This window comes from Comamonas squillarum (assembly GCF_025309455.1).
Lineage (GTDB): Bacteria > Pseudomonadota > Gammaproteobacteria > Burkholderiales > Burkholderiaceae_C > Comamonas > Comamonas squillarum.
Window position 1 is genome coordinate 1,463,891 of sequence record NZ_CP104377.1, and the last position, 20,035, is coordinate 1,483,925.

19 protein-coding genes are annotated in these 20,035 nt (G+C 62.1%); 2 read left to right on the forward strand and 17 right to left on the reverse strand.

The annotated features are described in order from the left end of the window. Positions 1-20: 20 nt before the first annotated feature. The 3 genes from folP to N4T19_RS06820 all read right to left on the reverse strand — a co-directional run bounded on the left by folP (position 21) and on the right by N4T19_RS06820 (position 3,732). Positions 21-878 carry a dihydropteroate synthase gene (folP, locus tag N4T19_RS06810; RefSeq protein WP_409935162.1) on the reverse strand — a complete coding sequence of 286 codons (858 nt, stop codon included), beginning with the start codon at positions 876-878 and terminating at the stop codon, positions 21-23. 66 nt (positions 879-944) lie between these two features. Beyond that, positions 945-2,867, reverse strand: a complete 1,923-nt coding sequence (gene ftsH, locus N4T19_RS06815; protein ID WP_116924187.1) for an ATP-dependent zinc metalloprotease FtsH — start codon at positions 2,865-2,867, stop codon at positions 945-947. Positions 2,868-3,063: 196 nt separating this feature from the next. Further along, positions 3,064-3,732 carry an RlmE family RNA methyltransferase gene (locus N4T19_RS06820; protein ID WP_116924188.1) on the reverse strand — a complete coding sequence of 223 codons (669 nt, stop codon included), beginning with the start codon at positions 3,730-3,732 and terminating at the stop codon, positions 3,064-3,066. Positions 3,733-3,764: 32 nt separating this feature from the next. Here N4T19_RS06820 and N4T19_RS06825 point away from each other — a divergent pair, with 32 nt between their 5' ends. Both N4T19_RS06825 and N4T19_RS06830 read left to right on the forward strand, forming a co-directional pair. Next, complete coding sequence (locus N4T19_RS06825) at positions 3,765-4,238, forward strand: YhbY family RNA-binding protein (RefSeq protein ID WP_021026578.1); 474 nt, start codon at positions 3,765-3,767, stop codon at positions 4,236-4,238. A 25-nt stretch (positions 4,239-4,263) separates the two neighbouring features. Further along, positions 4,264-4,983 carry a hypothetical protein gene (locus tag N4T19_RS06830; protein WP_021026577.1) on the forward strand — a complete coding sequence of 240 codons (720 nt, stop codon included), beginning with the start codon at positions 4,264-4,266 and terminating at the stop codon, positions 4,981-4,983. A gap of 86 nt (positions 4,984-5,069) precedes the next feature. Here N4T19_RS06830 and N4T19_RS06835 read toward each other — a convergent pair whose 3' ends face one another. The 14 genes from N4T19_RS06835 to bamA form a co-directional block, all read right to left on the reverse strand. Then, positions 5,070-5,954 (reverse strand): Kdo hydroxylase family protein, encoded by an 885-nt coding sequence (locus N4T19_RS06835; protein ID WP_116924189.1) that lies wholly within the window; start codon positions 5,952-5,954, stop codon positions 5,070-5,072. 46 nt (positions 5,955-6,000) lie between these two features. Then, positions 6,001-6,420 carry a DUF4149 domain-containing protein gene (locus tag N4T19_RS06840; protein ID WP_116924190.1) on the reverse strand — a complete coding sequence of 140 codons (420 nt, stop codon included), beginning with the start codon at positions 6,418-6,420 and terminating at the stop codon, positions 6,001-6,003. Positions 6,421-6,450: 30 nt separating this feature from the next. Then, a complete protein-coding gene (gene greA / locus N4T19_RS06845; protein ID WP_027010824.1) occupies positions 6,451-6,927 on the reverse strand; it encodes a transcription elongation factor GreA in 477 nt (158 codons plus the stop codon). Positions 6,928-7,110: 183 nt separating this feature from the next. Next, positions 7,111-10,359 carry a carbamoyl-phosphate synthase large subunit gene (gene carB, locus N4T19_RS06850; RefSeq protein WP_116924191.1) on the reverse strand — a complete coding sequence of 1,083 codons (3,249 nt, stop codon included), beginning with the start codon at positions 10,357-10,359 and terminating at the stop codon, positions 7,111-7,113. Between the two features lie 64 nt (positions 10,360-10,423). Then, the gene (locus N4T19_RS06855; protein ID WP_027010823.1) at positions 10,424-10,783 is read right to left on the reverse strand and encodes a hypothetical protein; all 360 of its coding nucleotides are present in this window, start codon (positions 10,781-10,783) and stop codon (positions 10,424-10,426) included. 61 nt (positions 10,784-10,844) lie between these two features. Further along, positions 10,845-12,032, reverse strand: coding sequence for a glutamine-hydrolyzing carbamoyl-phosphate synthase small subunit (gene carA, locus N4T19_RS06860; RefSeq protein WP_182342169.1), 1,188 nt, complete (start codon positions 12,030-12,032; stop codon positions 10,845-10,847). A 309-nt stretch (positions 12,033-12,341) separates the two neighbouring features. Further along, complete coding sequence (locus N4T19_RS06865) at positions 12,342-13,130, reverse strand: TrmH family RNA methyltransferase (RefSeq protein ID WP_243419206.1); 789 nt, start codon at positions 13,128-13,130, stop codon at positions 12,342-12,344. A gap of 51 nt (positions 13,131-13,181) precedes the next feature. Continuing rightward, positions 13,182-13,817: a ribonuclease HII gene (gene rnhB / locus N4T19_RS06870; protein WP_116924192.1), complete on the reverse strand. Its 636-nt coding sequence runs from the start codon at positions 13,815-13,817 to the stop codon at positions 13,182-13,184. Beyond that, positions 13,789-14,952, reverse strand: coding sequence for a lipid-A-disaccharide synthase (gene lpxB, locus N4T19_RS06875; RefSeq protein WP_260719728.1), 1,164 nt, complete (start codon positions 14,950-14,952; stop codon positions 13,789-13,791). Before lpxB ends, rnhB begins: the two co-directional genes overlap by 29 nt. Positions 14,953-14,969: 17 nt before the next feature. Further along, positions 14,970-15,770, reverse strand: a complete 801-nt coding sequence (gene lpxA, locus N4T19_RS06880) for an acyl-ACP--UDP-N-acetylglucosamine O-acyltransferase (RefSeq protein ID WP_116924193.1) — start codon at positions 15,768-15,770, stop codon at positions 14,970-14,972. 6 nt (positions 15,771-15,776) lie between these two features. Beyond that, positions 15,777-16,217: a 3-hydroxyacyl-ACP dehydratase FabZ gene (gene fabZ / locus N4T19_RS06885; protein ID WP_021026566.1), complete on the reverse strand. Its 441-nt coding sequence runs from the start codon at positions 16,215-16,217 to the stop codon at positions 15,777-15,779. A 12-nt stretch (positions 16,218-16,229) separates the two neighbouring features. Beyond that, complete coding sequence (lpxD, locus tag N4T19_RS06890; RefSeq protein WP_116924194.1) at positions 16,230-17,216, reverse strand: UDP-3-O-(3-hydroxymyristoyl)glucosamine N-acyltransferase; 987 nt, start codon at positions 17,214-17,216, stop codon at positions 16,230-16,232. Positions 17,217-17,229: 13 nt separating this feature from the next. Further along, on the reverse strand, positions 17,230-17,751 hold the full coding sequence (locus N4T19_RS06895; protein WP_021026564.1) for an OmpH/Skp family outer membrane protein: 522 nt from the start codon (positions 17,749-17,751) through the stop codon (positions 17,230-17,232). Then, a complete protein-coding gene (gene bamA / locus N4T19_RS06900; protein WP_409935199.1) occupies positions 17,751-19,991 on the reverse strand; it encodes an outer membrane protein assembly factor BamA in 2,241 nt (746 codons plus the stop codon). The genes N4T19_RS06895 and bamA overlap by 1 nt, the downstream gene beginning before the upstream one ends. Between the last annotated feature and the right edge of the window lie 44 nt (positions 19,992-20,035).

Here is a 20,035-nt window from a genome sequence, read left to right on the forward strand (position 1 = left end):
GATGCCAGGCGCAAACCGCGTCAGCCCTGCGTATCCAAAGATTGCGGGGCGCGCATCGCCTGCAGCACGGCCAACGCATCGCAGGTCTCGCGCACATCGTGCACGCGCACAATGGCTGCGCCATGCTCCACCGACAGCAGGGCCGCCGCAATGCTGGCGGGCATGCGCTCGGCCACCACCCGCCCTGTGACCTTGCCCAGCGATCCCTTGCGCGACCAGCCCGCCAGCAGCGGGTAGCCAGCTGCCGCCAGCCGGGGCTGCTGCTGCAGCAGCGCAAAGTTCTGGCTCGGGCTTTTGCCAAAGCCGGTGCCGGCATCCCAGACGATGCGCTCGGCCTGCACGCCCAGCGCTTGCAGGCTGCGGGTATGGGCCTGCAAAAAGTCCAGCACCTCGGCCGCCACATCGCTCTGGGTGGCCATGTGCTCTTGGTGCATGGTCTGCGGATCGGCATGCATGTGCATCAGGCAGACGCCGCATTGCGGGTGGGCCGCCACCACGGCCTGCGCGCCGGGCTGGCGCAGCGCCCAGATGTCGTTGATGATGTCCGCGCCCAGATCCAGCACCGCCTGCATCACCTCGGGCTTGTAGGTATCGACCGAGATCGGCACCTGCAAGGCCACGGCCGCCTTGACCACCGGCAGCACCCGGCGCAGCTCTTCGTCCAGCGGCACCGCAGGGCTGCCCGGGCGGGTGGACTCACCACCAATGTCCAGGATATGCGCGCCATCGGCCAGCAGCTTTTCCGCATGGATCATCGCGGCCGAGACGCCTTCGTGGCTGCCTCCGTCCGAGAACGAGTCCGGCGTGACGTTGACGATGCCCATCACTTGCGGCGCGGTCAGGTCAATACGAAAGCGGGTGGTTTGCCAGTGGCGCATCAGAGGTGTCCTTTAAAAATAAGAAAAGCGCTCGGGCAGAGCGCTTTTCGCCAGGGTCTGTCGTGATCAGACCGGATTGTGTGCCGGCTCCGTCACCACGGTGGGGCTGCCGCCTGCGCCGCCGTCATTGCTGCTCGACGGTGGGTTGCGTGGCGTCCAGTCCTTGGGCGGGCGCGGTGCCTTGCCCGCCATGATGTCGTCCAGCTGCTCGGAATCGATGGTTTCCCACTCCAGCATGGCCTTGGCCATCGCATGCATCTTGTCGCTGTGCTCTTCGATCAGGCGGCGTGCCAGACCATACTGCTCATCAATGATGCGGCGAACCTCGGCGTCCACCTTCTGCATGGTCTCTTCGCTGATGTTGCTGGGCTTGCTCATCGAGCGGCCCAGGAAAGGCTCGCCTTCCTGCTCGGCATAGACCATCGGGCCCAGCGCATCGGTCATGCCGTAGCGGGTCACCATGTCGCGCGCCAGCTGGGTCGCCTTGTTGAAGTCGTCCGATGCGCCAGTCGTCATCTGGTTCATGAACACTTCTTCGGCAATCCGGCCGCCAAACAGCATGGCGATACGGCTCAATGCCCATTCCTTGTCGTAACCGTAGCGGTCCTTCTCGGGCAGCGTGAAGGTCACACCCAGCGCGCGGCCGCGCGGCACGATGGTGACCTTGTGCACCGGGTCGCACTTGGGCAGCAGCTTGCCGATCAGCGCGTGGCCGGCTTCATGGTAGGCGGTGTTCTTCAGCTCTTCGGGGTCCATCACCGCAGACTTGCGCTCGGGGCCCATGAAGATCTTGTCCTTGGCCTTTTCGAAGTCCTGCATCTCCACGGTGCGCGCATTGCGGCGCGCGGCCATCAACGCAGCTTCGTTGCAGAGGTTGGCCAGATCGGCACCGGACATGCCGGGCGTGCCACGGGCGATGATGTTGGGGTTCACATCCTGGCCCACCGGGATCTTGCGCATGTGCACATTCAGGATCTGCTCGCGGCCACGCACATCGGGCAGGGTCACGTAGACCTGGCGGTCAAAACGGCCAGGGCGCAGCAAGGCGGCATCGAGAATGTCGGGGCGGTTGGTGGCAGCCACCACGATCACGCCCATATTGGTCTCGAAACCATCCATCTCGACCAGCATCTGGTTCAGGGTCTGCTCGCGCTCGTCATTGCCACCGCCCATGCCGGCGCCACGCTGGCGGCCGACGGCATCGATTTCGTCGATGAAGATGATGCAAGGCGCATTCTTCTTGGCGTTCTCGAACATGTCGCGCACGCGGGCCGCGCCCACGCCGACAAACATTTCGACGAAGTCGGAGCCCGAGATCGAGAAGAACGGCACCTTGGCTTCGCCGGCAATGGACTTGGCCAGCAAGGTCTTACCGGTACCGGGAGGGCCGACCAGCAGCAGACCACGGGGAATGCGGCCGCCGAGCTTTTGGAACTTGTTGGGGTCTTTGAGGAAGTCGACAACTTCCTTGACTTCTTCCTTGGCCTCGTCGCAACCGGCCACATCGGCAAAGGTGACGCTGTTGTTGTTTTCGTCGAGCATGCGCGCCTTGGACTTGCCAAAGCTGAACGCACCGCCCTTGCCGCCGCCTTGCATCTGGCGCATGAAGTAGACCCAGACGCCGATCAGCAGCAGCATCGGGCCCCAGCTGATCAGCAGGCTCATCAGCAGCGAGCCTTCTTCGCGCTCCTTCACGTCAAACTTGACGTTGTTGTTGATCAGGTCGCCAATCAGGCCACGGTCCATGTAGGTCGCGGTGGTCTGGAGCTTGCGATCGTCACCCGTGGTCGCCGTGATCACCGTGCCGGCAGGGCTTTCCTGCAAGGTCGCAGTCTTGATGCGGCCATTGCGGACGTCTTGCAAAAACTCGGAATACGGGATCTTGTTCGCGCTGGCGCCTGCACGGTTGTCCAATTGCTTGAACACGGTGAACAGCACCATGGCAATGACAAGCCATACGGCGATCTTAGAAAACCACTGATTGTTCAAGGGGGCTCCAGTAGTAGGAAATCGGGAAAGACACAGAATCTGTTATGTCAGATATGCACTATTTTAGGACTTTCAAGGGCCAATGCTTGCGCTTTCCCCTTGGTGGCACGCAGGATTGCTCAGTAAAGGCCATTGTCTCAGTGTTTCAGCAAGCTTGGAGCATGCGCCAGGCAAAGCAGGCATTGGCAAGGGGTGCTCAACGCTGCGCTTCGGGTTTGAGGCGAATGCCAACCAAATAGGTCTCGGACGATTTATCGCGCGAGGCCTTGGGTTTGTAGGGCTTGACCACCTGGAAGGTCTGCTTGAACAGGTCCACCAGCTGCGAGTAACCACTGCCATGGAACAGCTTGACCACCAAGGTGCCCTCGGGCTTCATGTGCTGGCAGGTGAAGTCCACCGCCAGCTCGATCAGATGCGCGATACGGGCAGCATCCACGTTCTCCACCCCTGAGAGGTTGGGCGCCATGTCCGAGATCACCACATCAACGCGGCGCTTGGCCAGCGTCTGCTCCAGCTGGTCCAGCACCTCCTGCTCGCGAAAATCGCCCAGGATGAAGTCCACGCCCTCGATGGGCTCCATCGGCAGCATGTCCAGGCCGATGATTGCGCCGTTGAGCTCGCCCACCGCCGCGCCATCGGGCGAGAGGCGGCGGCGCACATACTGGCTCCAGGCGCCAGGCGTGGAGCCCAGATCGACCACCACATCGCCCGGCCGGATCAGCTTGAAATGCTCATCGATTTCCTTGAGCTTGTAGACCGCGCGGGCGCGGTAGCCGTCTTTTTGCGCGGCCCGCACATAGGGGTCGTTGATGTGCTGATTGAGCCAAGTCTTGTTGACCTTCTTGGTTTTAGTACTTACTTTCATGTTTTCTCCCCGGAGCCCCGATAATACGGGCTATGCCCCAAATACAACTCACTCCCGCCCAACGTCGCGAGCACCGCGCCGAAGCCCACCACCTCGACCCCGTGGTTCTGATTGGCGGTGACGGCTTGACCGAAGCCGTCGAAAAAGAGGTCGACCTGGCCCTGAATGCCCATGGCCTGATCAAAATCCGTGTTTTCTCCGATGACCGCGCCAACCGCGAAGCCATCTTCCTGAAGCTGACCGATTCGCTCAATGCAGCGCCTATCCAGCACATCGGCAAGCTGCTGGTCCTGTGGCGCCCGATGCCCGAGAAGGAAAAGCAACTCGACGAAGACCGCAAGGCCGGCCCGCGCGAAGTCAAGGTGCTCAAGTTCAGCAAGAACGTCTGGCAAAAGCCCGAAGTCAAGCAGATCCGCATCCTGGGTAACCAGCGCCTGACGGCCGGCGGCCAGGTCAAGCGCGCCAAGCCCAAGCAAAAGTCGATCAAAAAGCAGCAGGGCAGCTAGTGTGACCGATCGCCACATCCTTTGCATGAAATGGGGTACCAAATATGGCCCCGACTATGTCAATCGGCTGTACGCCATGGTTCGCCGCCATCTGAGTGGCGATTTTCGCTTTGTCTGCCTGACCGATGACACGCAAGGGATTCGCAGCGAAGTGGAATGCCACCCGATTCCAGACCTGAACATCCATCTGGCCCCCGGCCAGCGTGATGGCGCCTGGAAAAAGCTCACCACCTTCGAGCAGGACCTGTATGGTCTGCAAGGCCAGGCGCTGTTCCTGGACCTGGATGTGGTGATTGTCGGCAGCATCGATGAGTTCTTCACCCTGCCGGGTGAATTTCGCATCATCCATGACTACCCGCGTTTTTGGCGCTTTGGTGAGCGCATTGTCGGCAACTCCTCGGTCTACCGCTTTACCTTGGGCGCCCACGCCGATGTGCTGGCCAACTTCCGTGCCAACACCGAGCAGCTGCGCGCCCAGTACCGCAATGAGCAGGAGTACCTGTCACACTTTCTGCACCAGCAGGGCAAGCTCGATTACTGGCCGGCTGCCTGGTGCCCGAGCTTCAAGTACTACTGCATCCCCACCTGGCCGAGCAACTACTGGAAGGAGCCGGTGCCGCCCGCTGATGCGCGCATCGTCATCTTCCACGGCGAGGTCAACCCGCCCGACGCGCTGCAAGGCCTGCGCAACAAGCGCTTCCACCATATCCAGCCGGCCCGCTGGATTGAAAAGGCCTGGGGCTGAGCCGCACTGCGCATAAAAACCAAAGGCGTTGATCCCTGCGATCAACGCCTTTTTTGTGGCCCGCAGTGGGCTTTGGCGCAGCTGGTCTAGCGCTGGTCTGCCGCCACCAGCGCATGGCCTTGCATGCGCGTCAAGATCGCCAGCGGGCTTGCGTCGGGGTTGTATTCCTTGCCGGGGGGCAGGAAGAAGGTCTGCTCCAGCATGTACTGGCCCGACATCACCGCATGCACCGCCTGGTCCGAAAAGCAGACCCAGCTGGAGCCGGCGGCAAAGGGCACGGTCTCCTGCGGCGCATTGCGCTGGTAGTCCATGTCGCCCTTCATGCCATCGTGCAGCTGCAGCATCAGGTGGTCATACTCGCTGCGAAGCGACTTGGTCACATGCAGCATCGCCAAGACCTTGGCCTGCCAAGGCACATAAGGCTTGGCGCGTGGCAAAAACTTGCGCGCCACATCCTCGAAAGGCTCACCCACGCGCCAGACCCGGGGCTGGCCATCGGGATTGACATTGCTGAACACGCGCAGGATGCGCTCGCCGTAGTTGGGCCGCGAGGGAAAGGCGTCGACATGCATGCGCTTGTCGTCGGCACGCCAGGACTGGGCACGGGTCTCGACCTGCGAGGGCCGGTAGCTCGTTGGCGCCATGCGCACCAGCGGCATGTAGTCGGGGAACAGACCGGCAATCAGCGCGGTGGCCTGCGCGCGAAAACGCGTGACCATGGCCGCCACGGCGGCCTGCGTTGCGGCATCACCGGCCACGCCCTTGATGCTGCCATCCACATTCAGGCTGATGTTGCGCGACTTGGGGTCGCGCACATCGGGGCGCAGCAGCGTCTTTTCCTGCTCGGAGAGCGCAAATGCGAGTTGGGGGAAATAAAGCACCTTGCCCGATTCAACGGCGGCCGTCCATTCCGGACGGCCCGGTGTGTTGCGCCAGTCATTGGCGTCGATGGAAACGATGGGAGATTGCATGGCCCGCCCAGTGTAGCGCGGCGGCGGGCGATTGCCTTGGGCCAGATCAAGGCCGCGATGCGGGTGCGGATGCCCGCCACAGCACGAGGGCCGCGCACAGCCACTGCAGCGCATACAGCAAGGTGCCCAGGCCGTGCCAGAACTTGAGGTTCTCGCGCTGCACGATCTTGGGCGAGATGCCGTACTGCACGACCAGCGCCATCAGCATGCCGGCCAGCACAAAGCCCAGTGCCGCACGCGCCCAGGGCTCGATGGTGTTGCTGGCCTTGTCCTTGGCCAGCACCAGCAGCACCAGGCCGCAGGCCAGCGACACCCAGGTCTGCGCTGCAAACAGCTTGGCAGCCATAAAGCCCGCCATCGATGCCTGTGGCAGGTTGGCAAACAGCATGGGCACGGCCATGAAGCCAATGGCCGACAGGCTGCCCCACCACAGGGCGGCTGCGAAAACGGGCAGGCGGTGCTTCATCGCGGGCTCGGTGCGCAGTGGCCGATGGCTTTAGAGGTAGCGCACGGCCACGACTTCGTAGCGGCGCTCGCCACCGGGGGCCTGCACGACGGCGGTGTCGCCCTCTTCCTTGCCGATCAGCGCGCGGGCAATGGGGCTGGAGACATTGATCAGGCCTTGCTTGAGGTCGGCCTCGTCCTCGCCGACGATCTGGTAGGTCACCGGATCGCCGCTGTCCTCATCGGCCAGGTCCACGGTCGCGCCAAACACCACCTTGCCGCCCGCATCGAGCTGCGAGGGGTCGATGATCTGGGCGGCCGACAGCTTGGCCTCCACTTCCTGGATACGGCCTTCGATAAAGCCTTGGCGGTCTTTGGCCGCATCGTATTCGGCGTTTTCGCTCAGATCGCCATGCGAGCGAGCTTCCGCAATGGCCGCGATGACGCCGGGACGATCCACGGTCTTGAGGCGTTGCAGCTCTTCTTTGAGCTTTTCTGCACCGCGCTTGGTAATGGGGATAGTGGCCATCTCGGTCTCCACAAACAGTCGCGATGCCAGCGCTGTGGCTGGCATCTGATAGACATCATCCGCCTGCTATGCGGCGGGGGTTCAAAAGCAAACCGCCGCGCTGGGGAGCGCGGCGGTTGCGAGGCAGTCTCTATTATGCCGATTTTTGAGCCTTGCAACAAAAATCGGCCAACGGCGATGCGATCAGTGCTGCAAGCTGGCGTGCAGCTCCTGCACCGAGTACACCTCCAGGTCATCCATGTTGCGCAGGCCTTCGACAGCGGCCTCGGCACCAAAGATGGTCGTGAAGGTGGTCACGCGGGCGAGCAAAGCGCTGGTACGGATCGCACGCGAGTCGGCAATGGCGTTGCGGCGCTCTTCCACAGTGTTGATGACCATCGCAATTTCATTGTTCTTGATCATGTCCACGATGTGGGGGCGGCCCTCGGTCACCTTGTTGACCGTTTGCACCTCGATACCGGCATCGGCAATCGCAGCCGCAGTGCCACGGGTGGCGCAGAGCTGGAAGCCCATGCTCGCCAGCTCCTTGGCAATCTGCACGGCGCGTGGCTTGTCGGCATTCTTCACGGTCAGGAACACCTTGCCCGAGCGGGGCAGCTTGGTGCCTGCACCCAGCTGGCTCTTGACATAGGCTTCGCCAAAGGTCTTGCCCACGCCCATCACCTCACCGGTGGACTTCATCTCGGGGCCGAGGATGGTGTCCACACCGGGGAACTTGACAAACGGGAACACGGCTTCCTTGACGCTGAAGTACGGTGGCGTCACTTCCTGGATGATGCCCTGCTCTTCGAGCGTGTCGCCTACCATGCAGCGTGCGGCCACCTTGGCCAGCTGGATGCCGGTGGCCTTGGAGACAAAAGGCACGGTACGCGAAGCGCGAGGATTCACTTCCAGCACATAGATGATGTCCTTGCCGTCGCGCTCCTGGATCGCGAACTGCACGTTCATCAGGCCCACCACGTTCAGGCCTTCGGCCATGGCCGCGGTCTGGCGCTTGATCTCATCGACCGTCGCCTTGCTCAGGTAGTAAGGCGGCAGCGAGCAGGCCGAGTCACCGGAGTGCACGCCCGCTTGCTCGATGTGCTCCATCACGCCGCCGATGAACACCTTACCGGTGCGGTCACGCACGCAGTCCACATCGCACTCGATGGCGTTGGACAGGAAGTGGTCCAACAGCACGGGCGAGTCGTTGGAGACCTTGACCGCTTCACGCATGTAGCGCTCCAGGTCACGCTCTTCGTGCACGATCTCCATCGCGCGGCCGCCCAGCACATAGCTGGGACGCACCACCAGCGGGTAGCCCAGTTCGCGGGCGTGTTCCATCGCCTGCGCCTCGGTACGCGCGGTGGCGTTGGGCGGTTGGCGCAGGTTCAGCGTCTGCAGCATCTGCTGGAAACGCTCGCGGTCTTCGGCCGCGTCGATCATGTCCGGCGTGGTGCCGACGATGGGCACACCGGCCTCTTCCAGCGCCAGGGCCAGCTTCAGCGGCGTCTGGCCGCCGTACTGCACGATCACGCCCACGGGCTTTTCAACGGCCACGATCTCCAGCACGTCTTCCAGGGTCACGGGCTCGAAGTAGAGGCGGTCCGAGGTGTCGTAGTCGGTCGAGACGGTCTCGGGGTTGCAGTTGACCATGATGGTTTCATAACCATCTTCGCGCATCGCGAGCGCCGCGTGCACGCAGCAGTAGTCGAACTCGATGCCCTGACCGATGCGGTTGGGGCCGCCACCGAGCACCATGATCTTTTTCTTGTCGCTGGGCTGGGCTTCGCACTCTTCGTCGTAGGTCGAGTACATGTAGGCTGTGTTGGTCGAGAACTCGGCCGCGCAGGTGTCCACCCGCTTGAACACGGGGCGCACATTCAGCGCATGGCGCGCTTCGCGCACGGCCTTGTCGCTGGTGTGCAGCAGCTTGGCCAGACGGCGGTCGGAGAAGCCCTTTTGCTTGAGGCTGCGCAGATCATCGGCCGACAGTGCGGCCAGCGCCTTGTCGTCGCCCTGGGCTTCGGTGTGCTTGTCCAGTGCCAGCTCGAGCTTGACGATCTCTTCGATCTGCACCAGGAACCACTTGTCGATCTTGGTGATGTTGTGCACTTCATCGAGCGACCAGCCGGCGGCAAAGGCATCGCCCACATACCAGATACGGTCGGGACCGGGCTCGCCCAGCTCCTTTTCCAGGATCTCGCGGTCCTGGGTCTTTTCGTTCATGCCGTCCACGCCCACTTCCAGGCCGCGCAGCGCTTTCTGGAAGGACTCCTGGAAGGTGCGGCCCATGGCCATCACTTCACCCACGGACTTCATCTGCGTGGTCAGGCGGTTGTCGGCCGTCGGGAATTTCTCGAAGGCAAAACGCGGGATCTTGGTGACCACGTAGTCGATGGTCGGCTCGAACGACGCGGGGGTCTTGCCGCCGGTGATGTCGTTCTTGAGCTCATCCAAGGTGAAGCCCACGGCCAGCTTGGCCGCGATCTTGGCAATCGGGAAACCCGTAGCCTTGGAGGCCAGTGCCGACGAACGCGAGACACGGGGGTTCATCTCGATGACGACCATGCGGCCGTCCTTGGGGTTGATCGAGAACTGCACATTGGAGCCACCGGTGTCCACACCGATCTCGCGCAGCACGGCCAGCGAGGCATTGCGCAGGATCTGGTATTCCTTGTCGGTCAGGGTCTGGGCAGGGGCCACGGTGATCGAGTCACCGGTGTGCACGCCCATCGGGTCCAGGTTCTCGATCGAGCAGACGATGATGCAGTTGTCGGCGGTGTCGCGCACCACTTCCATCTCGTACTCTTTCCAACCCAACAGCGACTCTTCGATCAGCAGCTCGTTGGTGGGCGACGCCTCCAGACCGCGCTTGCAGATGACTTCGAACTCTTCGGGGTTGTAGGCAATGCCGCCGCCGGTGCCGCCCAAGGTGAAGCTGGGGCGGATCACGGTGGGGAAGCCCACCTGGCGCTGCACGTCCCAGGCCTCTTCCATGCTGTGCGCAATGCCCGAGCGGGCCGAACCCAGCCCGATCTTGGTCATCGCGTCCTTGAACTTGAGACGGTCTTCGGCCTTGTCGATGGCCTCGGGCTTGGCGCCGATCAGCTCGACCTTGTACTTGTCGAGCACGCCGTTCTTCCACAGGTCCAGCGCGCAGTTCAGCGCGGTCTGGCCACCCATGGTGGGCAGGATGGCGTCGGGGCGCTCCTTGGCGATGATCTTCTCGACCGTCTGCCAGGTGATGGGTTCGATATAGGTGACATCGGCTGTGGCCGGGTCGGTCATGATCGTCGCAGGGTTGCTGTTGATCAGGATGACCTTGTAGCCCTCCTCGCGCAGCGCCTTGCAGGCTTGCACGCCGGAGTAGTCGAATTCGCAGGCCTGGCCGATGATGATCGGGCCAGCGCCAATGATGAGAATGCTTTTGAGATCGGTGCGTTTAGACATGAGGCTCGCCTTGCAGTCGCGCGCGCTGGTGGCTGCTGTGGTGGGCAGCCGCCCAGCGCTGGGTTTATACGCGGTCGGTATCTAATTTGTTCAAAATGGCCAGGACACGGGCCTCGGGCAGGCTCTTTTGCATCAGCTGCAGCAGACCATCCCCTTGCACCATGGGGCGCAGAACCTGCGCCTCGGCTTCGTAGAACTTGGCGTCCCACTCGGCCATCACCTGGTCGAATTCCTCGTCCGTCATGGTCTTGCACTTGGACACGATGGTCACCAGCGGCAAGGCCTTGTTGTCGAGGAACGATTTCTTGTAGGGCTTTTGCTGCCAGCGCGCCATAAACCATTCCTTGTGCTCGGCAGGCAAGGTCATGATGCGCTTGCTGATCGCTTTCTCGAGGGTGGCGACAGGAAAAGAAAACAGTTTCACGGCAGCATATTCCTTGGGTTCATCGTGCGCAGGTTCGGGCGCGGGCAACAGGCGCCTGGCATCAGGCCTTCTTGTGCTCGCGCATCAGGTTCACAAAACGGTCGAACAGGTACGACACGTCATGCGGGCCTGGCGAAGCTTCGGGGTGGCCCTGGAAGCAGAAGGCCGGGCGGTCGGTACGCTCCATGCCTTGCAAGGTGCCATCGAACAGGCTCACATGCGTGGCACGGGTGTTGGCCGGCAGCGTCTCCAGGTCCACGGCAAAGCCATGGTTCTGGCTGGTGATGCAGACGCGGCCCGAGTCCAGATCCTTGACCGGATGGTTGGCACCGTGGTGGCTGTTTTGCATCTTGAAGGTCTTGGCACCGCAGGCCAGCGCCATGATCTGGTGGCCCAGGCAGATGCCAAAGGTCGGCACGCCACTGTCCATGATGGTGCGCGCAGCCTCGATCGCGTAGTCGCAGGGCTCCGGGTCGCCAGGGCCGTTGGACAGGAACACGCCATCGGGCTGGTACTTGAGCACTTCGACCGCAGGCGTCTGCGCTGGCACCACCGTCACGCGGCAGCCGCGCTCGGCCAGCATGCGCAGAATGTTCTTCTTGACGCCGTAGTCAAAGGCGACCACGTGGAAGGCATGGTCCTGCAGCTTGCCGTAGCCGGGCGTGCCATCGGCGCGCGCCAGTTGCCATTCGGTCTGCACCCATTCGTAGGACTGCGAGACGCTGACCACCTTGGCCAGGTCCAGACCCTTCATGCTGGGCGCAGCCTGGGCGGCGGCGATGGCTTCGTCGATGCGCGCTTGCGAGACCTGCTCGCCAGCGGCCAGGCCAACGATGGCGCCGTTTTGCGCACCCTTGTCGCGCAGCAGGCGTGTGAGCTTGCGGGTATCGATGTTGGCGATGGAGACCGTCTTGCTGCGGACCAGGTATTCCGACAAGGTTTCCGTGCTTCGGAAATTGCTGGCCAGCAGGGGCAGATTCTTGATGATCAGGCCAGCAGCAAAGACTTTGTCGGACTCAATATCTTCCGCATTGATCCCGTAGTTGCCGATGTGCGGATACGTGAGTGTCACGATCTGCTGGCAATAGCTGGGGTCGGTGAGGATTTCCTGGTAACCGGTCATCGCGGTGTTGAACACCACTTCGCCGGTCGTGGTGCCTTGCGCACCGATTGAGTTGCCAATAAAGACCGTGCCGTCTGCGAGCGCCAGAATGGCGGGAGGAAACGCGCTCTGTTGAGACAAAAACACTGGGTTCTCCGGATGGTTACGGGTCGCCCGGAGTCTGAGGTGTCCCGGAGGATCACCGCGAAGACTGTGCTTATGAGAGATTGCTTTGAGTGCAGCCGGGCGACGTGATTACTTGAAAGCCACCCATTGTAGCGTGCAAGCTGCAATCTGAGTGGAGGCAGGGGATGATTTGAGGGTCAAATCGCTAAAAATTACACACTCTGCGCAGCATTGCAGTAACACAGAGCGTAGTAGTAACGGAGAAAATACGCAAAGCGCATACTCGTTATCACTAAATTACCTGCGCCTCAGCACCACCCTATCGCCGCATCAATCTGCACGTGCCGCTGCGCTGGCATGCAGGCAAATGGCCGCGGCCGCGCCCACGTTCAGTGATTCCTCACCCCCGGGTTGGGTGATGCGGATGTGCTGCTGGGCCGCCGCCTGCAAGGCCTCAGACACACCCTGCCCCTCATGCCCCATGACCCAGCTGCAAGGCCAGGGCAAGGCAGCACGGTGCAGCCAATCTCCCTGGTGCGAGCTGGTGACCAGCAGCGGCTGCTGCAAGGCCAGCACATCGTCCTGCGATGCATTCTCGACCAGGTGCAACGCAAAATGCGCACCCATGCCGGCGCGCAGCACCTTGCCACTCCACAGCGCAGCCGATCCCTTGAGCGCAATCACCTGGCCAAAACCAAAGGCCGAAGCACTGCGCAAGATGGAGCCCACATTGCCGGCATCCTGCACACGGTCAAGCACCACGGCGGCCACACCGGGCTGGATGCCCGCCTGCTGCAGCGGCAAGTCCATCAAAAAGCCAAAAGGCGCAGGCGACGGCAGTGGGCTGAGGCTGGCCAACAAGGCCGTGTCGATGACGATATTGCGGGCGGCCGCATGCGCATAGACGTTCTCGGGCGACTGCCAGAATTTCTCGGAGAACACGGCCACTGCCGGCTTGACGCCACGCGTCAGCGCTGCGCGGCAGAGGTGGTCGCCCTCGATCCAGTAGCGCCCCTGCTTGCGGTAGGCCGCGCCCTCTTCCATCAAACGGCGCAAATCCTTGACCAAGGCATTGTCACGCGACTGGATAAAAACGGGAGGATGCGCAGCAGGGGACACAGATGATTCCTTTGCGCAGGCTTGGCGCCTGCAAACAGCGAGGGCGGAGATTTAGGCACCCGTCTTGACCAAGGCCAGCGCCTGGGCCACCGGAGAGAACGAGCGCCGGTGCTCCGGGCAGGCGCCAAAGCTCTGCAGCGCCGCCAGGTGCACCGCGGTGCCGTAGCCCTTGTGCGCGGCAAAGCCGTACTGCGGGTAGAGCCGGTCGATATCCTGGCACCAGCGGTCCCGGTGCACCTTGGCCAGAATCGATGCCGCCGAGATGGCTTGCACCAGCGCATCGCCTTTGACGATGGCCTCGGCAGGCACCTCCAGGCGCGGAATGCGGTTGCCATCGACCAGCACGCGCACGGGCTTGAGACGCAGGCCGTTGACCGCGCGCTGCATGGCCAGCATCGTGGCTTGCAGGATATTGAGGCCATCGACTTCTTCAACGGAGGCCTGCGCAATCGAGCAGCACAGCGCCTTGCCGCAGATCTCGTCGTAGAGGCGCTCGCGTGCGCGCGCCGTGAGCTTCTTGGAATCGGCCAGCCCGGCAATGGGCGAGCGCTCATCCAGAATGACCGCTGCCGCCACCACCGGACCCGCCAAGGGTCCCCGACCTGCCTCATCCACACCCGCAACCAAGCCCGGCGGATGCCAAGGCAAGGAGGCCTGGTCAGGCAGAGAGAATTTTTTGGATGGCATCGGCAGCAAGCTTTGGGGTATCCCTGCGCAGTTCCAGGTGCAGGTCATGAAAACGCTGCTCCAACTGGGCCAGGCGTGCTGGATCAAGGCGTGGCGCGTCCAACCATTGCGTCACTGCCTCGGCCAAGGCCTCGGGCGTCGCCGCCTCTTGCAAAAGCTCGGGCACGACAAAGTCTTGACACAGGATATTGGGCAGGCCCACCCAGGGCTGCAGCTGCTTGCGGCGCATCAAGCGCCAGCTGATGGCATGCATGTGGTAGCTGATGACCATGGGCCGCTTGAACAGCGCCGCCTCCAAGGTGGCGGTACCGCTGGCGATCAAGGTGCAGTCACAGGCCTCCAGCGCCAGGTGCGACTGGCCACCCAGCACCCGGATGCGCTCCAATATCCCGCATTCAGCAGCCAGCGCATCAATGCGTGCGCGCAAAGCCGGAACGGCAGGGACGACGATTGTAAGCGAAGGTCGCGCCTGCAAAAGGCGCGCGGCGGCCAGAAAAAATGGCTTGGCGATGTAGCTCACTTCCGAGGCGCGGCTGCCCGGCAGTACGGCCAGCACTTCACCCTCCAGCGGCAAGCCCAGCTGCTGGCGTGCCGCTGCACGGTTGGGTTGCAGCGGGATCACATTGGCCAGCGGATGGCCCACATAGGTGCCAGCAATGCCGTGCTGGGCGAGCAACGCTGGCTCAAACGGGAAAATGCACAGCACATGGTCGGCCGAGCGGCGGATCTTCTCGACCCGCTCAGGGCGCCAGGCCCAGATCGAGGGGCAGACAAAATGCACGGTCTTGATGCCCTGGGCGCGCAGGCGCTCTTCGACACCGAGGTTGAAATCGGGCGCATCGACACCGACGAATAGCCGGGGCGGCTGCGCCGTCAAACGCTGCACCAGTTGCTTGCGGATGCGCAAAATACCCCAGATGCGCCGTACCAGCTCGGCGCTGTAGCCATGCACGGCCAGGCGCTCGCTGGGCCACCAGGCCTCAAACCCAGCCTGGGCCATGCGCGGCCCGCCAATACCGGCAGAGCGCAGGCCGGGAAAATCCTCAGCCAGCCCCTGCAGTACCAAGCCGGCCAGCAGGTCGCCCGAGGTCTCGCCGGCCACCATGGCCAAGAACATCTCTTGCTGTGGATCCATGACGGCAGGCGCAGCCATCAGCGCACAATGCCGCGCTTGGATTGCTGCAGAAAGTCGAGCATCAGCTGCACATCGGCCTGGGCTTCTGCCTCACAGCTGCCCTGCAGGTTGTCCAGCGCTTCAACGGCCGCCTGCAAGGTCAGGCCGCTGCGGTACAGCAGCCGGTAGGCCTGCTTGATGACCGCCAGGCGCTCGGCGCTGAAACCGCGCCGGCGCAGGCCTTCCAGGTTGAGACCACGCACCGCCAGCGGGTGGCCTTCGACCATGCAGAACGGGGGGACATCCTGGCTGATATGGCTGGCAAACCCGGCCATCACATGGGCGCCCACCTTGGTGAACTGGTGCACGCCCGACAGACCGCCGATGATGGCCCAGTCGGCCACATGCACATGGCCCGCCAAGGTGGCATTGTTGGCCAAGATGGTCTGGTTGCCGACCTGGCAGTCATGGGCAATATGCACATAGGCCATGATCCAGTTGTCGTCGCCGACACGGGTCACGCCGCCATCCTGGGCGGTGCCGGTGTTGAAGGTGCAGAACTCGCGAATGGTGTTGCGGTCACCGATCTCCAGCCGGGTCGGCTCACCCGCGTATTTCTTGTCTTGCGGCACGCCGCCCAGCGCAGCATGCGAATGGATCACATTGGATTCACCGATCGTGGTGATGCCCTCGATCACACAGTGCGCACCCACCTGGGTGTGGGCGCCAATGCAAACCTGGGGGCCAATAACTGCGTACGGCCCAACTGACACCGTGGGGTGCAACTGGGCCGCAGGGTCAACGATCGCCGAAGGGTGGATGGGACTGACCGCCGTCATCTACCGTTATTCCACGTGGCGCATGGTGCACATCAGCTGTGCTTCTGCAGCGACTTCGCCTTCCACGCTGGCCACGGCATTGAACTTCCAGATACCGCCGCGCACGCGGTCAATGGTGATCTCCAGCACCAGCTGGTCTCCCGGCACCACCGGGCGCTTGAAGCGCGCCGAGTCGATACCGACGAAGTAGTAGATATTGTTTTCATCGGGCACCTGACCCATGGCATCAAAGGCCAGCAGGCCCGCGGCCTGCGCCAAGGCTTCCAGGATCAGCACACCAGGCATCACAGGGCGGCCCGGGAAGTGACCGGTAAAGAACGGCTCGTTGAAGGTGACGTTCTTGATCGCCTTGATGCGGGTGTTGCGCTCAAGCTCTTGCACGCGATCCACCAGCAAGAAGGGGTAGCGGTGAGGCAGCTGCTTGAGAATTGCTTGAATATCCATCATTGTGAACTCGGCTTAGCCGTTTTTCTGAGTTTGCTCCAAGGCCTTGATTCGGTCCCTCAACGCATGGAGATGTTTTAGGGTAGCGGCGTTCTTTTCCCAGCTGCCATTGTCGTCGATGGGGAAGAAGCCGGTGTACTGACCCGGCTGCCTGATCGAGCGACTGACCACGGTGGCCGCCGAAATATGTACATTGTCGGCGATTTCCAGGTGGCCCAGAATCATTCCAGCGCCTCCGATCGTGCAATGGCGTCCGATTTTGGCGCTTCCGGCGATGCCGACGCAGCCGGCCATGGCCGAATGCTCACCAATCTCGACGTTATGGCCGATCTGCACCTGGTTGTCGATCTTCACGCCATTGGCAATGAGGGTGTCGCGCAGCGCTCCGCGATCGATGCAGCTGTTGGAGCCGATCTCGACATCATCGCCGATCTGCACACCACCCAATTGCTCAATCTTGATCCAGCGCCCGCCCTCATTGGCAAAGCCAAAGCCGTCGCCGCCGATGACCGCACCGGGCTGCACCAGCACACGCTCGCCCAGCACGCAGTCGGCCCCGACGGTCACCCGTGAGGTCAGCACCGAATCGGCACCGATGACGGCACCGCTGGCGACATGGCACAGCGGCCCAATGGACGCAGAAGGGTGCACGATGGCACCCTCTTCCACCACCGCAGAGGGATGGATACCGGCGGGCACCGGACGTATCGCATGGTGCTTGCGCCACAGCTGCGTCAGCCGCGCAAAGTAGAGATAGGGGTTGTCCACCACCAGGTAGGCGCCGCCACGCTGGCGGGCCTGCTCCTGCATCTGCGCACTGACGGCGATGCAGCCGGCCTTGGAGGCCAGCATCTGGGCTTGCAGCTTGGGGTTGCTGAGAAAACTGAAGTCCTGCGGGCCGGCATCTTCGAGCGAGGCGATGGCCTGGATCTCCATCGCTGGATCCCCTTGCTCAAGCGTCCCTCCCAGGGCCTCCATGATCTGAACTAGCTGCAGGCTCACGCGTACCTCTGTCTTACTTGGCAGGGGCAGAAGCGTTCAGTGCCTTCAGAACCTTTTCGGTGATGTCGAACTTGGGGTTGATGTAGACCGCTTCTTGCAGCACCACATCGTATTTTTCCTGCTCGGCCACTTGCTTGACGACCTTGTTGGCGCGCTCGAGCACCTGGGACAGCTCTTCGCTCTTGCGGGCGCTGAGGTCTTCCTGGAATTCACGGCGCTTGCGCTGGAATTCACGGTCCTGGTCCACCAGCTGGCGCTGGCGCGTCACGCGCTGGCTCTCGGACAGCGTCGGCGCGTCGCGCTCGAACTTCTCGCCAGCGGTCTTCAAGGCATTGCCCTGGTCCAGCAGGTCCTTTTCACGCTTGGAGAACTCGGCCTCCAGCTTGGTTTGCGCAGCCTTGGCGGCGTTGGCTTCGCGGAAGATGCGATCTGTATTGACGAAACCTGCCTTGAACTCTTGGGCCTGCGCTGCAGCGCCAAAAGACAGCGCTGCTGCCAATACCAGCAATGGGAAAGAACGAGATACGGTTTTCATTAGAAAGATGTTCCGATTTGGAATTGCAATTTCTGGATTTTATCGCCTGTGAATTTGCGAAATGGCTGAGCATAAGCCAAACGCAGCGGTCCCAGTGGGGAAATCCAGCTCAACCCGATACCTGCAGACGCACGCATTTCATTCAGTTTCAAATCCTGTCCATCACCCCAGACATTGCCCGCGTCCACAAACGCAAACCAGCGGAAGGTGCGGTCATTGCCGGTGCCGGGCATGGGGCCGATGAACTCGGCATTCAACGTGACCTTCTTGGCACCACCCAGCGTGGCGCCGGTCACATCACGGGGACCCAGGGTATTTTGCTCAAAGCCGCGCACCGAGCCCAGACCACCGGAGAAGTAGTTCTTGAACACGGGGAAGACCTTGCCGCCCATACCCTTGCCCCAGCCAGCCTCGCCGTTCAGCGCAATGGTGTAGCGCTTGTTCAAAGGCAGGTACTGCTGAATCTGGTAGTTACCCTTCAGATAGCGGGCATCACCAAACAGCGACCATTCTGAGTTCAGCTTCTGGAAGCGGCCCGAATTGGGCGCCAATGCGCTGTCTCGGCTGTCGCGCGACCAACCCAGCGTCAGCGGGAAGTTCAGGCTGGTGTCGCCGTAGCGGGTGGCGTAGTCCAGGTAGGCCGCAGGCATGTTGGTGCCCAGCTTGATGCGGGTGTTTTCCAGACCACCGCCGACATAGATGGTGTCGAGCTCGCTGAATGGAATGCCAAAGCGCACGCTGGCACCGGTGGTCACGATCTGGTAGTTGCCGCCCTGCTCGTCATACGGACGGTCGGTGCGGTAGTACATGTCATAGGTACGCGAGATACCGTCCGGCGTGAAGTACGGGTCGGTGGTGCTCACCACCAAGGTACGGTGGTACTTGCTGGTGTTGACATCGATACCCAGGTAGTTGCCCGAGCCAAAGACGTTTTCCTGCTTGATACCAAAGGTCAGCGAGACCTTTTCAGCGCTGGAGTAACCGGCACCCAGCTGCAGCGAGCCGGTGGGCTTTTCCTGCACGGTGACGTTGACGTCAACCTGGTCGGGCGCGCCGGGCACCTCTTGCGTGTCGATCGCGACATCGTTGAAGAAGCCCAGGCGGTCCACGCGGTCGCGCGAGAGCTTGATCTTGTCCGAGTCATACCAGGACGCTTCGTACTGGCGCACTTCGCGGCGCACCACCTCATCACGTGTGCGGTTGTTGCCGGCCACGTTCACGCGGCGCACATAGGCACGGCGCGAGGGTTCGGCCTTGAGCACCAGCTCGACGCGGTTGTTCTCGCGGTCGATCTCGGGCACCGCTTCCACGCGGGAGAACGCGTAGCCAAAGCTGCCGAAGTGGTCGGTAAAGCGCTTGGTGGTTTCGGTCACGCGGTCGGCGTTGTAGGGCTCACCGGGCTTGATCGAGATCAGCGACTTGAACTCGTCATCGCGCTCCAGGTAATTGCCTTCGAGCTTGACGCCCGAGACCACGTACTTGGGGCCTTCATGGATCTGCAGATTGATCGAGATGCGCTCCTTGTCCGGCGAGATCGACACTTCGGTAGACTCGATGCGGAACTCCAGGTAGCCACGCGAGAGGTAGTAGGACTTGAGCGTCTCCAGGTCGGCATTGAACTTGGAGCTGGAGTAGCGGTCGCTCTTGGTGTACCAGCTGAGCCAGCCGCCGGTGTCCTGGTCGAACAGGTCGGTCAAGGTCGATTCCTTGAAGTCCTTGTTTCCGCTGATGTGGATTTCCTTGATCTTGGCCGCATCCCCTTCGGTCACGGTGAAGGTCAGGTTCACGCGGTTGCGTTCGATAGGCGTGACCGTGGTCACCACTTCGGCGGCATACAGGCTCTTGTTGATGTACTGGCGCTTGAGCTCTTGCTCGGCGCGGTCGGTCAGGGCCTTGTCGTAAGGACGGCCTTCGGTCAGGCCCACATCCCGCATGGCCTTTTTCATCGCGTCCTTGTCGAACTCCTTGGTGCCCAGGAAGTCGACGTTGGCGATCGTGGGGCGCTCTTCCACTACCACAACCAGCACATTGCCATTGGCTTCCAGGCGCACGTCCTTGAACAGGCCCAGCGCGAACAAGGAGCGAATGGCTGCCGATCCCTTTTCGTCGTTGTAGTCATCGCCCACATGCAAAGGCATGGACGCAAAGATGGTGCCCGGCTCTACGCGCTGCAGGCCTTCCACACGAATGTCCTGGATAGTGAATGGGTCCAAAGCCCACGACAGCTTGGCAAGCAGCATCAACGCAGCTGCAGCCGTGGTCTTGCGAAGAAGCGAAGAAGGGA

Bases quoted from the DNA above. Each gene is read 5' to 3' on its own strand.
- folP (WP_409935162.1), bottom strand. From the start codon at position 878: ATGCGCCACTGGCAAACCACCCGCTTTCGTATTGACCTGACCGCGCCG.
- N4T19_RS06825 (WP_021026578.1), top strand. From the start codon at position 3,765: ATGCCCCAAATACAACTCACTCCCGCCCAACGTCGCGAGCACCGCGCC.
- greA (WP_027010824.1), bottom strand. From the start codon at position 6,927: ATGGCCACTATCCCCATTACCAAGCGCGGTGCAGAAAAGCTCAAAGAA.
- N4T19_RS06830 (WP_021026577.1), top strand. From the start codon at position 4,264: ATGAAATGGGGTACCAAATATGGCCCCGACTATGTCAATCGGCTGTAC.
- lpxA (WP_116924193.1), bottom strand. From the start codon at position 15,770: ATGACGGCGGTCAGTCCCATCCACCCTTCGGCGATCGTTGACCCTGCG.
- rnhB (WP_116924192.1), bottom strand. From the start codon at position 13,817: ATGCCATCCAAAAAATTCTCTCTGCCTGACCAGGCCTCCTTGCCTTGG.
- bamA (WP_409935199.1), bottom strand. From the start codon at position 19,991: ATGCTGCTTGCCAAGCTGTCGTGGGCTTTGGACCCATTCACTATCCAG.
- N4T19_RS06835 (WP_116924189.1), bottom strand. From the start codon at position 5,954: ATGCAATCTCCCATCGTTTCCATCGACGCCAATGACTGGCGCAACACA.
- fabZ (WP_021026566.1), bottom strand. From the start codon at position 16,217: ATGATGGATATTCAAGCAATTCTCAAGCAGCTGCCTCACCGCTACCCC.
- N4T19_RS06895 (WP_021026564.1), bottom strand. From the start codon at position 17,751: ATGAAAACCGTATCTCGTTCTTTCCCATTGCTGGTATTGGCAGCAGCG.
- carB (WP_116924191.1), bottom strand. From the start codon at position 10,359: ATGTCTAAACGCACCGATCTCAAAAGCATTCTCATCATTGGCGCTGGC.
- N4T19_RS06820 (WP_116924188.1), bottom strand. From the start codon at position 3,732: ATGAAAGTAAGTACTAAAACCAAGAAGGTCAACAAGACTTGGCTCAAT.
- lpxB (WP_260719728.1), bottom strand. From the start codon at position 14,952: ATGGATCCACAGCAAGAGATGTTCTTGGCCATGGTGGCCGGCGAGACC.
- N4T19_RS06840 (WP_116924190.1), bottom strand. From the start codon at position 6,420: ATGAAGCACCGCCTGCCCGTTTTCGCAGCCGCCCTGTGGTGGGGCAGC.